Below are 14,672 nucleotides of genomic sequence, written 5' to 3'. Positions count from 1 at the left end.
CCTTTTATTAAGGCTTTTTTTTATGCATATAGTAAAGTATCTTTGCTGTTTAAAATTAAAACAGAATGGAATCTAATGTTCGTGTGCGTTTTGCACCAAGTCCTACAGGACCTTTACATATTGGAGGTGTAAGAACTGCCTTATATAATTATTTATTTGCCAAAAAACATAATGGTACTTTTATTTTAAGAATAGAAGACACAGACCAAACACGTTATGTTGCTAATGCAGAGCAATATATAATAGACGCTTTAAAATGGTGTAATATTCCTTTTGATGAAGGACCTGGAAAAAACGAAAAATTTGGACCATATAGACAATCTGAACGTAAAGATATTTACAAAAAATATGCAGATATTTTACTAGAAAAGGGTAAAGCTTATTATGCTTTTGATACTCCAGAAGAGTTAACTGCTCAGAGAGATTTTAATGCCTCTAAAGGGAAAATGTTTATCTATAACTGGCAAAATAGACAAGAAGGTAAACTTGTAAACTCTTTAGTATTATCTGAAGAAGAAGTACAAAAAAGAATTGATGCTGGTGATAAATATGTAATTCGTTTTAAAATTCCAGAAAGTGAAATTTTGTATATGCAAGATGAAATTAGAGGAAGAATTACTATTAAAACAAACACATTAGATGATAAGGTTTTATTTAAATCTGATGGAATGCCAACCTATCATTTAGCAAATATTGTTGATGATCATTTAATGGAAATTAGTCACGTAATTAGAGGTGAAGAATGGTTACCATCTATGCCTTTACATGTATTATTATACAGAGCTTTTGATTGGGAAGTTCCAGATTTTGCACATTTGCCATTAATTTTAAAACCAATTGGTAAAGGAAAGTTAAGTAAAAGGGATGGAGATAAATTAGGTTTTCCTGTGTTTCCTCTAGAATATACAAATGAAGAAACAGGTGATGTTTCTAGAGGCTATAAAGAAGATGGTTATTTTGCTGATGCTTTTATAAATATGTTGGCCTTTTTAGGATGGAACCCTGGAACACAACAAGAAATTTTTTCTTTAGAAGAATTAACTCAAAAATTTGATTTTGAACGTGTTAATAAAGCTGGTGCAAAATTTAATCTTGATAAAACAAAGTGGTTTCAGCAACAATATATGCAAACCAAAGATGATGCAGAATTAGCAAATTTATTTATGCCAATTTTAGAGAAAAAAGGGATTAATAAAAACATAGAAGATGTTAAAAAAATAGTTTCTACTGTAAAAGAAAGAGCTGTTTTTGTTGATGATTTTTTAGGATTAGCTATTTTCTTTTTTGAAACACCACAAGAATATGATGCAAAATCTGTAAAGAAAAGTTGGAAAGAAGGAACTACAGATTTAATGAAAGAATTAATTACTGTAGTTGCTAAAATTGAAGATTTTTCATCAAAAAATACAGAAAAAGAAATTAAAGAATGGATTACTAGCAAAGAAATTGGTTACAGCAAAGTAATGCAACCTTTACGTTTATGTTTAGTAGGTAAATTAGCAGGCCCACATTTATTCGATATTATTGCAATGATTGGTAAAGACCAAACTATTTTAAGGTTAAAAAATGCAATAGAAAAATTATAAAAAATGAAAAAATATATCATCGCAATTTTTGTTTTTACAACACTACAAAGTTATAGCCAGTATAACAACAATGGTATGAGAAATCAGGGTCAAAACCAAATGATGCAAACACCTGATAAACCTGCAGACCCAGATTTTAAAATAGAAAGATATTTAGGAATTGTGATTTATGATATAGAAAAAGCAGCTAAAAAATCTGGCATAAAATTATCTTCTGATGAAGGTAAAAAGTTTTCTAGCCTTTTAACTACTTATAATAAAGAAATAAAAGATATTAGAAGAATTAACAGTTTTACTTTAAAAAGCACCAAAGAAATGATAGATAATTATCAAAAAAATGTGGCAAAAACTGGTGATTTTTCTAATCAAACAAAAGTTAGATTAGAAATGGCAAGTAATTTAAAACCTATTTCTGATACTTTAAAAAAAGAAGATAAAGAATTAGATAAATCTATAAAGGCTCTTTTATCAGAAAAACAATATAAAAAATGGATTAAATACAATAGAAAAATCTATAAAGTGTTTCCTAAAGAGAAAAAGGAATAATTCAATTTTTAAAACAAAATAGCCCTAAAATGATCATTTTTAGGGTTTTTTATTGATAAATATTACAAAATGTAACAATTTTAAAAAATTGCGTCTTATAGATAATACTCTAATAAGTATCTTTACATTAAATTGATTATTAACACTAAAACTACTAACTATGATTTCTATTTTTCCAGTAATAATTGTATTGATTGCAGTTGTTATTTTCGCATCAATATTTACAGTTAAACAACAAACATCAGCTATTATAGAACGATTTGGTAAATTTAATGCCATAAGACAATCTGGTCTTCGTTTTAAAATTCCTTTAATAGATAGAATTGCTGGTAGATTAAGTTTAAAAATTCAGCAATTAGATGTAATTATAGAAACTAAAACTTTAGATGATGTATTTGTAAAACTTAAAGTTTCTGTACAATACAAAGTTATTTATGATAAGGTTTACGATGCTTTTTATAAGTTAGATTATCCTCATGATCAAATAACATCTTATGTTTTTGATGTAGTAAGAGCAGAAGTGCCAAAAATGAAATTAGACGATGTATTTGTAAAAAAAGATGATATTGCAATTGCTGTTAAATCAGAATTAAATGATGCCATGTCTGATTATGGTTTTGATATTATTAAGACATTAGTAACTGATATAGATCCAGATGCGCAAGTAAAAGAATCTATGAACAGAATTAATGCTTCTGAGCGTGAAAAAATTGCTGCACAATTTGAAGGTGATGCACAACGTATTTTAATTGTAGAACGTGCAAAAGCTGAGGCAGAAAGTAAACGTTTACAAGGGCAAGGTATAGCTGACCAAAGACGTGAAATTGCACGTGGTTTAGAAGAGTCTGTAGAGGTTTTAAACAAAGTTGGTATCAATAGCCAAGAAGCATCTGCATTAATTGTTGTAACACAGCATTATGACACTTTACAATCTATAGGTCAAGAAACTAACAGTAATTTAATATTACTACCAAACTCGCCACAAGCTGGTAGCCAAATGTTAAATGATATGGTTGCAAGTTTTACAGCTAGTAATCAAATTGGTGAGGCTATGAAAAATGCAAAACCTAAAAAGATTGATTAAAAAAGACTTTTAAACAAAACTAAAAAAGCGCAAAATGATTATTTTGCGCTTTTTTTTATAACTTAGTTTATCCTTTTTAATTAAAATTTTACCCCTTTGATTAATCCAATTATAAAATTGTTCAAAAGAAAGCTTAATCTAGAACCTTATATTAATAACAAACTTGCCATAACAGCATTACATGGAGTATTTGTTTTTATCTTTTTAAACCTATTTAAACCTTTTAATTTAGATGTTTTAAAAGAAACTTTATTTGGTTATAGTTTAGTTATAAGTTCTTTAACCTTTCTAGTACCTTTTTTACTTTTATTAATTTTAGATAAAACAAATTATAAAAAATTATCTGTAGCTACTTTTCTAATTGTACTTTTTTGTTTTTTATTTATTTACAGTTATATTTTGTGGTTTTTTAGCGGAATTTATAAAGATGAATTTAATTTAATAAAGTTAAGTTTTGGATTGTTTTATAAGTATTCGTCTAGTCTTGCACTTATATCTATGCTATTTTTTGTTATCGTAAACGAAAGAGTAATTCGATTTAAAAGAAAGAAGCGTGTTTTTACTAAAAAAGAAGAAAGCATAATTATATATTCTGAGAATAATAAAGAAAATATAAGCATTGAAATAGCTAATTTAGTTTACATAACAATTGCAGGTAATTATGCTAGCTTTTTTGTAAATACAAATAAAGGAATAAAAGAAATTGTTTTAAGAAACACTCTATCTAAAATACTTAAGCAAATACAAGAATATCCTAATATTTTTAAATGTCATAAATCTTTTATAGTAAATACCAAACATATTAAATCTATATCTGGTAATGCAAGAGGTTATTTTTTAATTTCTGATAAAATAGATATTAAAATTCCTGTTTCTAGAAGTATTAAGAAAAAAGATTTAGAAAAATTAATAGAATAATACCTTCCCATTTATCCCAAAACCCCTTTATACAACCCTTTAAGGGCTTTTTTTAATATTATATAAATAAAAAAAATTACTTTTGAAGTATGAAATTATAATGGTAATTGTTGGGGGACAATTATCATTAGAAAAATAAAGCTCAATTTGATGATTCAAATTGAGCATTTATTTTTTAAGATTGTATATTATTAATAAAATAAAAAAACACTTAAATATTACAGTGTTAATAATTTTATAAATGATTTATTATTGAATATAATATTATTACTACAAATATTTTATAATATCAAAATTTTAATAATTAATCAATAACAAATATTTAATAATAAAAAACAATTTCACTACTTAAAACCTTATAATTCAGAACATTTTGTAGATTTATCAATATAATAAATTATATTTGTAAAACTATTAAATTAAAATATTGGGGGATTTTTTTAATTTAAAACAAAAAGCTCTGTTTGCATGCAAACAGAGCTTTTACTTTATATAACGTCTATGTTATTTTACTTTTTTTCTTCTAGTTGTTCTTCTTTTTCTTCATCTTTAGTAGCCTTTTTAAACTCTTTTATACCACCACCTAAACCTTTCATTAGCTCAGGAATTTTTTTACCACCAAACAATAGTAAAATTGCAATTGCAATAATAATCCAAGAACCTCCACTAGGCATTCCTAATAAATATATATTTAAAGTATTCATTTTTCTAAATTTTAATATAACAAAGATACAAAAAGGATTCTATTAATCTCTTTTTTGTATAATACCACCTATTACTTTTTTGTCTTTTAACACTTCAGGATTTCCTTTGTAAAATATTGAACCTCCAAAACTTACTTTTGCATTTAAAGTTTCTCCAGCTAAAATTTCTGCTTTTGCTCCTGTACCCGCTTTTACGTTTGAGTTTGCTGTAGCTTTTAAATCAAAACCATTATAAATTCCGTATAAATCTACATCTACAGTTTGGTTTTTTGTTGTACCAGATAATTTAATAATACCTCCAGAAGATGTTTTAACTTCTAAATGTTTCACTTTTACCACTAAATTTACAAATGCTCTTTCTTGCGATTTTACTTCTAAATGATTTTGATTAATTTCTTTACCAGTAATTGTAGCCCCTTCATTAGCATCTATAGTATCAATACTTTTAGAATAGTATAATTTTACTAAAACCTCTCCATTTGCTGCATTATTTTCTGGTTTTAAAGAGAAAGGTAAAGAAATTTTTAAAGTGTTGTTAACGTTCTTTATTTTAACTTTTTCAGATTTTAGACCTGTAATTTCTATTTTAGATTCGTTAGATTTTATTAATTCTAATTCTATACCATTATAAACTTTTAGAGTAGAAAAATCTCCTAATTTTTTGTTTACTGTAGATTGTGCTACAAATGATAAACTCATCATTAAAACACATATAAATATTATTTTTTTCATTTTATTTAGGTTTGATTAATGTACTTAAATCAATAAGCATACCACTATAAAGACATTTTGTTTTATTTATTGTGGTAAAGATTAAAAATTTAGTGAGAATTATTTATATTCTCACGTTAATTTTTAATCTACTTTAACTGCTGTGCCTGTTATAGATACTAATAAAGTTGATGAATTTGCAAGTGGTTCTACATCTAATTGAATACCTACAACAGCATTTGCACCTAATTTAGTAGCATTATCTTTTAAATTTTGAAAAGCTTTTTCTTTTATAGACTCTAATCCTAAAGTATATTTTTCATAATATTTAGACATACTAAACATATCTTTAAAAGACAATTTTGTACCATTAGAAGTATAACTAGAATCGTAAGCAGAACCTGTTACAATACCTAAATAATCTATTATTTTAAAATTTTCTATGTTATTTGTTGTCGTTAAAATCATAATATTTTATTAATCTTCAATTAAATTAAAATCTAAATGTTTACGTTCTAAATCTGTCTTTTTTACTTGTACTTTTACATCATCACCTAATTGATATAAATGTTTAGTAGACTGACCTACAATTGCATATTGCTCTTCATCAAAAATATAATAATCACTTTTTATATCTCTAATTCTAACCATTCCTTCGCATTTGTTTGCTGAAATTTCTACATAAATTCCCCATTCAGTAACTCCAGTAATAACACCATCAAAAATTTCATCTTTATGATCTTGCATGTATTTAACTTGCATGTATTTTATAGATGATCTTTCTGCTTTAGATGCTAATTCTTCTCTTTTTGATGAATGTTTACACTTTTCTTCATAAATTTCTGCTTTTGGGCTATCTCCACCATCTAAATAATGCTGCAGTAATCTATGTGTCATTACATCTGGATAACGTCTAATAGGCGATGTAAAATGGCTATAATAATCAAAAGCCAAACCATAATGGCCAATATTTTGAGTGGTATATACAGCTTTAGACATAGATCTAATAGTTAAAGTTTCAATCATGTTAGATTCTGCTTTACCATTTACATCATTTAATAACTGATTTAAAGATTCTGAAGTAGATTCTTTTGTATCTGTATTAATTTTATATCCAAATTTGCTAATAATGTTTTGTAATGATGCTAATTTTTCTATGTTTGGTTCATCATGTACTCTGTAAACAAAAGTTTTATTGGTTGCTTTTCCTTTAGAAAAACCAATAAATTCTGCTACTTTTCTATTGGCTAATAACATAAATTCTTCAATTAGTTTATTAGCGTCTTTAGATGTTTTAAAGAAAACTCCTATTGGGTTTGCTTCTTCATCTAAATTGAACTTCACTTCTACTCTATCAAAAGAAATTGCACCAGCTTTCATTCTCTTTTTTCTAAGAATTTTAGCCAATTCATCTAACTTTAAAGTTGCTTCTACAACTTCTGGTTTTACCTCATAAGAAACATCTGTAATAGAAATATCTGCAGGCATTGTATAAGGTTTTACATTATCTGAAAGTTTTACGTTTTCTATAATACTTTGTGCTTCTTCGTAAGCAAAACGTTGGTCTGAATAGGTTACTGTTCTACCAAACCACTCTCCTACTATTTGTGCTTTTTCATTAATTTCAAAAACAGCAGAAAAAGTTAATTTTTCTTCATTTGGTCTTAAAGAACAAACACCATTACTTAACATTTCTGGTAACATTGGTACTACTCTATCAACTAAATAAACAGAAGTTGCTCTTTCATAAGCTTCATCATCTAAAATAGTTTTGGGTTGTAAATAATGCGAAACATCTGCAATATGGATTCCTATTTCGTAATTACCATTTTCTAGTTTGGTAAACGATAATGCATCATCGAAATCTTTTGCATCTTTAGGATCTATGGTAAATGTTAAATCGCCTCTCATATCTCTACGTTTGGCAATTTCATCTTCAGTAATTTCTATGGGTAAATTTTGTGCTTCTTTTTCTACTTCTGGTTCAAACTCATAAGGTAAATCGTATTCTAATAAAATAGAATGCATTTCTGTATCATGATCACCAGGTTTACCTAAAACAGTGGTTATTTTACCAAATGGATTTTTAGAATTTTCTGGCCAATCAGAAATAGTAGCTTGCACTTTATCTCCATGTTCTGCTCCATTCATTTTATTTTGAGAAATAAAAATATCTGCATACATTTTATGATTATCACAAATTACAAAACCAAAGTTTTTACTCTTTTGTAAAACACCAACAAACTCAGTTTTTGCACGTTCTATAACTTCTACAACATCTGCTTCTAACTTTTTACTTCTTTTACGTTGGTAAACATATGCTCTTACAACATCTCCATGTAATCCTTTACCTAAGTTTATGTTTGGTATAAAAATATCGTCTTCATAATCATCAGAAATAAAATATCCATTTCCACTAGAGGTTACATCTAATGTTCCTATAGAATATTTACGGTCTTCATTTATTTGATATTTACCTCTATCTATTTCTTTAATTTTTTTTGTTGCAGTTAATTCTGCTAGTTTTTTTAATATTTGGGTTTTTCCATCAGTATCAGAAACCCCTAATTTGCCAGCTATTTGTTTATAATTATAAAACTTTGTGCTGTCTTCATTTAAAATTTTAAAAATATTTCTAGTTAAGTCTTTAATAACTTTTCCTTTTTTCTTAAATATTTTCTTTTTCTTTCTTTTCATTTATTCTTACTTCTATTTTATTTGATACCAAAATACAATTTTTTATAACCATTGTTTATTAAAAAAGAGTTATCAATTTATTTTTATATTGAGGTAGTCTTGTTTATTATATTTTTTCATGTCTCATTTATAGACATTTAATACTAAAAAATCTTGATTTATAAACAGCATTCCTATTTTTAGAAATCGGAATTTTTCTAAAAAATTAAGAGAATTTTATCTATTTAAAAAACATAAAAATTTCGTGTATTCTTTTGTTTTATACAGTATTCTAAATACAAAATTGAATTGGTTGCGTATGCAATTCTAAAAGGTTTTAGAAATATTATTTTGGATAGCAGAGATAGAACACTACAATTAAGTAGTTTACAAAATAACAGTGCAAAGATAGATAAAAACTTCGGATATAACTATTGCTTTTCTTTCTCTAAAATTAAGAAAATTTAAGAATTTCTCATTTTTCTTAAAATTTTCTTAAAAAAATTGTAACGTTTTCTTAAATACTACGTCTTTATAATAACAACAACAAAGTTTTAAGATGAAAAATCTACGTAAAATAATCGCTCTATTTGCACTTATATTCCTAACAGGAATTTATATAAGCGTACAGATTATTAACGGTTCACTACAAAAAGACATGCCTCCTAAAGAAACTGTAGAGATTCAGAAAGATACTCTTTATTTATTAGAAGCTGAAAAAAAAGCGGTTTAAGCTTTTATTCAAAAACCAATTTTACATTTTTTAGTATTCTTTCTTTTTTCAAAAATTACATTTTCAATTTTTAAAAGTTTCAACAGTTATCAACATTCTATATTATAATTATTTTTCTTTTTAAAAATTTTAAAAAACAATGATGTTTATAATAGTATGTGAATAGCTACTATAAAAAATCTCTTTTTTATTTTTTACTTTGAGTTATTAAAAATCATTGACAACTTATAAGTAACTTAAAAGCTTATAAATCAATTTAAATTTAGAGTTATTAACAATAGTTATAAACAGTAGTTAACTTAAAATTCTTAATAGTTAACAACAAAATCTATGTAAACAAATTGTAAATTTTATGTTGATAAACTTTTATCAAAAACTTAAAATAAAATTTGCATATGTCAACCAAGAGCTTGTATTGTTATAAATAATAAGAATACCAAATAAAGTTTCCTATTTTTAATCATAAGTTCTTAACATTTACTTAAAACAGTTAAAAGCTTTAAAAATAAACAGTTATTAAAAAATGATAATTTTTAAATGTTTATAACTGTTGATAACCGTTAATTTCTATATTTTTGCCAGCCTAACTAAGTCATTGCGAATGTAATGAAGAAATCTTTAAATAAAATTACAGATTACTTTGTAAACTCGTAAAAACAATTAAATAAATAAATTATGACAATTGCCATTGGTAATGATCACGCAGGTACAGAATATAAGTTCGAAATTATAAAACATTTAGAAAAAAAAGGATATACTGTACTTAATTTTGGTACAGATACTAACGATTCTATGGATTATCCTGATGCTATTCATCCAACAGCAGATTGTGTTGAGTCTGGTAAAGCTGAATTAGGTATTATTTTATGTGGTTCAGGTAATGGAGCACAAATGACAGCTAATAAACACCAAGGTGTAAGAGCTGCATTGTGTTGGAATAATGAGTTGGTTACTTTAACAAGACAACATAATAATGCAAATGTACTTACAATTCCTGCGCGTTTTGTGTCTTTACAACAAGCTATAGGTTTTGTAGATATTTTTTTAACTACTGAATTTGAAGGTGGTAGACACGCAAATAGAGTTGGTAAAATTTCTTGTTAATAAAAACTTCTCGATACAAAATTTCAGAAAAAGAAATTTCACTCGAAGTGACTGTACGTTAATTTATATTACTAAGAAGTGTTGTCAGTTCGAGTAATTTCGATTTTTATCGAAATTGTATCGAAATTGTATCGAGAACATTTATAATGTTATAAAAATGAATTTCATCATAAAATCTTTCCAAGAATTAACAACTACAGAACTGTATTCTATTTTACAATTACGATCTGAAGTTTTTGTGGTAGAACAAGATTGTGTGTATCAAGATGTAGATTTTAAAGATCAAAAAGCAGTACACATTTTCGGTTTTAAAGACGATAAAATTGTGGCTTATACTCGTATTTTTAAACCTGGTGATTATTTTAATAATGCTAGTATTGGTAGAGTAGTAGTTGCTGAAAAAGAACGAAAATTTGGTTATGGACATCAAATTATGAAAGCATCTATTTTAGCTATTAAAGAGCATTTTAAAGTAGATTTAATTACAATTTCTGCTCAAAAATATTTAAAAAAATTTTACGAATCGCATCAATTTAAACAAATAGGAGAGGAGTATCTTGAAGATGGTATACCACATATTAGAATGGATAGAATAGCTTCTTAAAATTGTACTCTAAAACTTAAATTTGGGGTAAAAGGCAATGAATAATTATTGATTCTTTTTACATTATTTGTGTTTGTTTCATCAACAATAAAATAAGAATCAATTATATTTTTACGATCAGTAATATTTGTAATTCCTAAACGAATTGTAGATTTTACATCTTTTGTAAAATCAAAATTATAGCTTCCAGAAAAATCTAATCTAAAAAAACTATCTAATCTTTCTTTATTTGGGTTATCATAATTTATAATAATTCTATTGCCATCTTGTATGGTTTCATTACCATCTATTGGTTTTGTAAATGGTTTACCAGAACGTAAAACGCTACCTAAAGATAGTTTAAATTTCTTTGTAAAATTGTAATTAAAAGCTGTACTTACAGAATGTTTAATATCTAAAGTATTTGCAAAAGTTTCTGGATTAAAAATATCGAAAGTATAATTATTACTAGAATAAGTATAACTTAACCAGGTACTTATGTTTTTAGTTTGCTTGTTTACTAAAAACTCAATTCCTTTTATTTCGTAATTTCCTATAGAATTTAAAGTTTGTGTATTGTTATAAAAACCTTGATTATCTGCAGTAATTCCATCAATTTTTTTATAAAAAGCAGTAACATCAAAATACAATTTATTTAAGGTGTATTCTATACCAAAAGATGCTTGTTTACTTTTTACAATAGGTGTATTTACATTATCAGCAAGAATCCATCTTCGTTTTTCTATTCCTAAAAAATTTTCTTCAAAATCTATTTTTTGAGCTGTAGTTTGGTTTTTAAATTCACCCTCAAGTTTTAAAGAAAATTCGTTATTTATTTTCTGTCGGATGTTAATTCTAGGTTCAATTACAAACTTTTGAAATTCAAAAAAATAGTTAGTTCTTAACCCAAAACGTGCATAAGTTTTCTTTTTCTGATATTCTAATTCAGAATAAAATGCACTTTTTAACAACACATCTTTTACTGTTGTAGAAAAAGTAGGTGCGTTTACTGTAGTTGTATTTCTGATGCCAATTTCGTTAAAAACAAGACCATTTTTAAAATGAAAAACATCAGAAAATTCATATTTAGAATCTAGCTTTATTTCTGTTTCTAAAACATTATTAAACTGTGTTTGTAACTGATCTGAATCTTTATTATAATCGGATGAATTTATTTTATAATCAGAAAAAAATGCAGAAAAAGTGGTAGAAAATTTAGTGTTCCAATCTGCATTCCAATGAATATTTGCACCTAAATTTTCTTGTTTTAAGGTGCTATTCTCTTCAATGGTTATGTTGTTAGTTGTATATTTTTCTAAGTATTCTAAATTGTTTTTTATGTGGATAAAATTTGCTCTAATAGAATGATTATAATCAATATCATATAAAAATTTAAATGAATAATCGTAAAAATAAAAATCTGATTCTGAATTGTTTACACTATTAGAAGCTACAGAATTATCTTGAAAACTTCTAGAAAAATAGTTGTTATAAGTAGGTGTATTTATTAAATCTGTAAAAGATCTTCTACCAGAAATATGTAGTTCCATATTGTCTTTAAGTGGCACTTGTACAAAAGCATCTGCACTTAATAAATTAAAACCTGCACCTCCAGAAAATTCATTGGTAATTCTATTAGCAGTTTCCATATTAATGGTTGATGAAACTCCGTCTGAAAACGCAGTACTTGTACCGTTTTTAGTAACTGCTACTTTCTTTGTTAAATACGGATTATAAGCAGAAATTAACCCAAAAAAATGACCTGAATGATACATTTTTATACCATCCCAAAGCATTAAATTTTGGTCGTTAGTACCTCCTCTAACATTAATATTAGAAACACTTTCGTTTATACTTTCTATACCAGGTAAAATTTTGATGGTTTTTAGAATATCGGGTTCTATTAGTCCTGGTAAAATTCCGAATTTTTCTGTGTTTAATACAGTGGCACCATCAGCACTTTTTTGTAAGCCAGAAGTTAAAAATCTTGGCATTGTAATTTCTGATAATTGCTCTGTTTCTTCTTCTAAAAATATTTGTTTACAACCTGTAGAAAACAATTCTTTTGCAGCAATTGTTTTGGTTTTAAAACTGATATACGAAAAGCTTAATGTGGCATTTACAGGTACATTGTGTAAATAAAATTCACCTTTTTGGTTGGTGGTTGTACCTAATTTATAGCCATCTACTTTAACAGTTGCCAGTAAAAGTGGTTCTAAAAAGTTGGCGTCTATAATGATTCCGCAAATAGAAATTGATTTATTTAAAAACGAAACAGTTACATATCTGTTGTCTAATGTTTTAAATTGTAAAAAAGTGTTTTTATTTAAATAAGTTAAAAGCTGATCTATGGAAATTCCTTTTTTTGGGGGATTTACAAAGAGGTCTTTTACATCATTATCAGAATAAGAAAACTTAATTTCGTAGGTTTTTTCGAGTTCAATTAATAAGGTTGAAAGTGCTACTTTATCAGAAGAATTTTGAGCAAGAGCAATACTTGTTATCAACAAAAAATTGATAAAAAAAACCTGAAATTTATTTACCATAATTAAATATAGTAATTGTTTTTTCTTCTATTTTATAAGATAATTGTAGTGGAATTGTAACAGATTGTAATGCTAAATTTACATCTGTATGCGTAAAACCACCTGAGTATAATGTTGCCAAATTAACCTCTTGGGTTTCTATAGTATAACCAAACTGATTTTCTAATTCTTCTAATACAATTTGTAGTGGTGTACTTTTAAAATTAGACTCTTTTTGTAACCAAGATTTTTCCTCAATATCAAACGTAGTATTTGTATCAATTACACCATTAACTACTTTAAAAAGAGTTCCTTTAGGTAATTTAACAAGGGTATCTTTATAAGCAACACTTACTAAACCTTCGTAAGTTTTTACTTCAAAATAATTAGCTCTTTCTTTTACATTAAACTTTGTACCTAAAACAGTTACGTTTCCAATTTCTGTACTTACTGTAAATTTTTTTCCTTTATTAACTTTAAAAAAAGCTTCACCATCTAAAGATAAATTTCTGTTTTCATCCCAACTTTTTTTACCATAAGAAATCTCTGAATTCGAATTTAAAATTACTTCTGAATTATCTGGTAAATTAAATGTTTTTGTTTGTGCAAATTCGGTTTTAATAGTAGCCTCTTTGTTAAAAAAGATAAAATAAGAACTTATCAATAAAATAACAATAGCAGCTGCATATTTGTACAATTGTTTAACGTTAAAGGCAACAACTTTACCTTTTTTAGCTTTGTTTTGCGTTCTTAATTTAAAATCTGCTAAGGCTTTATCAACATCAACTTTTGGTGGCTCTATTTGAGAAGAATAATGTGCAATTTTTTCTAAAGTTTTAAAATCTTCAGTTTCTTGTAAGCGCAGCAATTCTTCATCAGAAGATTCTTTGTTAAGCCATTTTAAGATGTCGTTATTATTTTCCATTTATATCTCTATGTATAAAACAATTAAAAAGTATTTTACCCTACTTTAAAAGCTATCTTAAATTCCATCAATTTTTGTTCTTAATTTTTTTAATGCTGATGACATCCTTTTTTCTACTGCTTTTTGCGAAATAGAAAGTATTTCTGCAATTTCTCTGTATTTTTTTCCATCAATTCTGTTCATCAAAAAAACCTCTCTTTCACCTTCTGTTAAATCTTCTATGGCTTTTTTAAGTTTTAATTTAAACTCTTCTTCTTCTAATAAATATTCAGGACTTTGGTTGTTAATATCTAAATAAGGACTGCTTTTAGCATATTCAAATACTACTTTTTCGTGTTTGACTTTATTTAAAAAAAGGTTGTTAACAACTGTAAATAAATACGATTTTGCTTTGGTAAAATCTATTTTAGAACAGTTTTCCCAAATTTTAATAAAAGCTTCTTGTGCTAAATCTAAGGCCGTGTTTTTATTTCCAGATTTGTAGTATGCAAAATTACTAGAAGACTGTATATGAGCTGTATAAAACTCATTAAAATAAATTTCATCGCAAAGAGATTTATCAGTCATAAATAGAAAT

General features: G+C 26.1%; 14 protein-coding genes. 7 read left to right on the top strand and 7 right to left on the bottom strand.

All coding sequences use genetic code 11. From position 1 onward, the window contains the following. Positions 1-65: 65 nt before the first annotated feature. From gltX to KO506_RS08585, 4 genes are all read left to right on the top strand, one after another. Positions 66-1,586 carry a glutamate--tRNA ligase gene (gene gltX / locus KO506_RS08600; RefSeq protein WP_215994495.1) on the top strand — a complete coding sequence of 507 codons (1,521 nt, stop codon included), beginning with the start codon at positions 66-68 and terminating at the stop codon, positions 1,584-1,586. Positions 1,587-1,589: 3 nt separating this feature from the next. After that, positions 1,590-2,132 (top strand): hypothetical protein, encoded by a 543-nt coding sequence (locus KO506_RS08595; protein WP_215994494.1) that lies wholly within the window; start codon positions 1,590-1,592, stop codon positions 2,130-2,132. Between the two features lie 160 nt (positions 2,133-2,292). Next, on the top strand, positions 2,293-3,216 hold the full coding sequence (locus KO506_RS08590) for an SPFH domain-containing protein (RefSeq protein WP_215994493.1): 924 nt from the start codon (positions 2,293-2,295) through the stop codon (positions 3,214-3,216). 117 nt (positions 3,217-3,333) lie between these two features. Then, positions 3,334-4,134 (top strand): LytTR family DNA-binding domain-containing protein, encoded by an 801-nt coding sequence (locus KO506_RS08585; RefSeq protein WP_215994492.1) that lies wholly within the window; start codon positions 3,334-3,336, stop codon positions 4,132-4,134. Between the two features lie 509 nt (positions 4,135-4,643). Here KO506_RS08585 and KO506_RS08580 read toward each other — a convergent pair. The 4 genes from KO506_RS08580 to rnr form a co-directional block, all read right to left on the bottom strand. Further along, positions 4,644-4,838: a Sec-independent protein translocase subunit TatA/TatB gene (locus KO506_RS08580; RefSeq protein WP_289851794.1), complete on the bottom strand. Its 195-nt coding sequence runs from the start codon at positions 4,836-4,838 to the stop codon at positions 4,644-4,646. A gap of 42 nt (positions 4,839-4,880) precedes the next feature. Next, entirely contained in the window at positions 4,881-5,570 is a 690-nt protein-coding gene (locus KO506_RS08575) for a head GIN domain-containing protein (protein ID WP_215994491.1), read from the bottom strand. 123 nt (positions 5,571-5,693) lie between these two features. Then, positions 5,694-6,017 (bottom strand): YbjQ family protein, encoded by a 324-nt coding sequence (locus tag KO506_RS08570; protein ID WP_215994490.1) that lies wholly within the window; start codon positions 6,015-6,017, stop codon positions 5,694-5,696. Between the two features lie 9 nt (positions 6,018-6,026). Next, positions 6,027-8,246 (bottom strand): ribonuclease R, encoded by a 2,220-nt coding sequence (rnr, locus tag KO506_RS08565; RefSeq protein ID WP_215994489.1) that lies wholly within the window; start codon positions 8,244-8,246, stop codon positions 6,027-6,029. A 538-nt stretch (positions 8,247-8,784) separates the two neighbouring features. Here rnr and KO506_RS08560 point away from each other — a divergent pair. The 3 genes from KO506_RS08560 (at position 8,785) to KO506_RS08550 (ending at position 10,666) form a co-directional block, all read left to right on the top strand. Further along, on the top strand, positions 8,785-8,958 hold the full coding sequence (locus tag KO506_RS08560; RefSeq protein WP_215994488.1) for a hypothetical protein: 174 nt from the start codon (positions 8,785-8,787) through the stop codon (positions 8,956-8,958). A gap of 675 nt (positions 8,959-9,633) precedes the next feature. Next, positions 9,634-10,062, top strand: coding sequence for a ribose 5-phosphate isomerase B (gene rpiB, locus KO506_RS08555; protein WP_215994487.1), 429 nt, complete (start codon positions 9,634-9,636; stop codon positions 10,060-10,062). 157 nt (positions 10,063-10,219) lie between these two features. After that, positions 10,220-10,666 (top strand): GNAT family N-acetyltransferase, encoded by a 447-nt coding sequence (locus KO506_RS08550; RefSeq protein ID WP_215994486.1) that lies wholly within the window; start codon positions 10,220-10,222, stop codon positions 10,664-10,666. On the opposite strand, the gene KO506_RS08545 is transcribed toward KO506_RS08550, so the two are convergent. From KO506_RS08545 to KO506_RS08535, 3 genes are read right to left on the bottom strand one after another with little or no spacing between them, the layout of a single operon-like run. Beyond that, positions 10,663-13,152, bottom strand: coding sequence for a TonB-dependent receptor (locus tag KO506_RS08545; RefSeq protein WP_354667550.1), 2,490 nt, complete (start codon positions 13,150-13,152; stop codon positions 10,663-10,665). The genes KO506_RS08550 and KO506_RS08545 overlap by 4 nt on opposite strands. Positions 13,153-13,180: 28 nt before the next feature. Beyond that, on the bottom strand, positions 13,181-14,095 hold the full coding sequence (locus KO506_RS08540) for a FecR family protein (protein WP_215994484.1): 915 nt from the start codon (positions 14,093-14,095) through the stop codon (positions 13,181-13,183). Positions 14,096-14,152: 57 nt separating this feature from the next. Further along, entirely contained in the window at positions 14,153-14,662 is a 510-nt protein-coding gene (locus KO506_RS08535) for an RNA polymerase sigma factor (RefSeq protein ID WP_215994483.1), read from the bottom strand. Positions 14,663-14,672 lie beyond the last annotated feature (10 nt).

The sequence above is a fragment of the Polaribacter vadi genome, assembly GCF_018861005.1.
In the GTDB taxonomy this organism is placed as follows: Bacteria; Bacteroidota; Bacteroidia; order Flavobacteriales; family Flavobacteriaceae; genus Polaribacter; species Polaribacter vadi_A.
The sequence above is the reverse complement of the archived record's forward strand: the minus strand, read 5'-3'. Positions and strand labels throughout refer to the sequence as shown.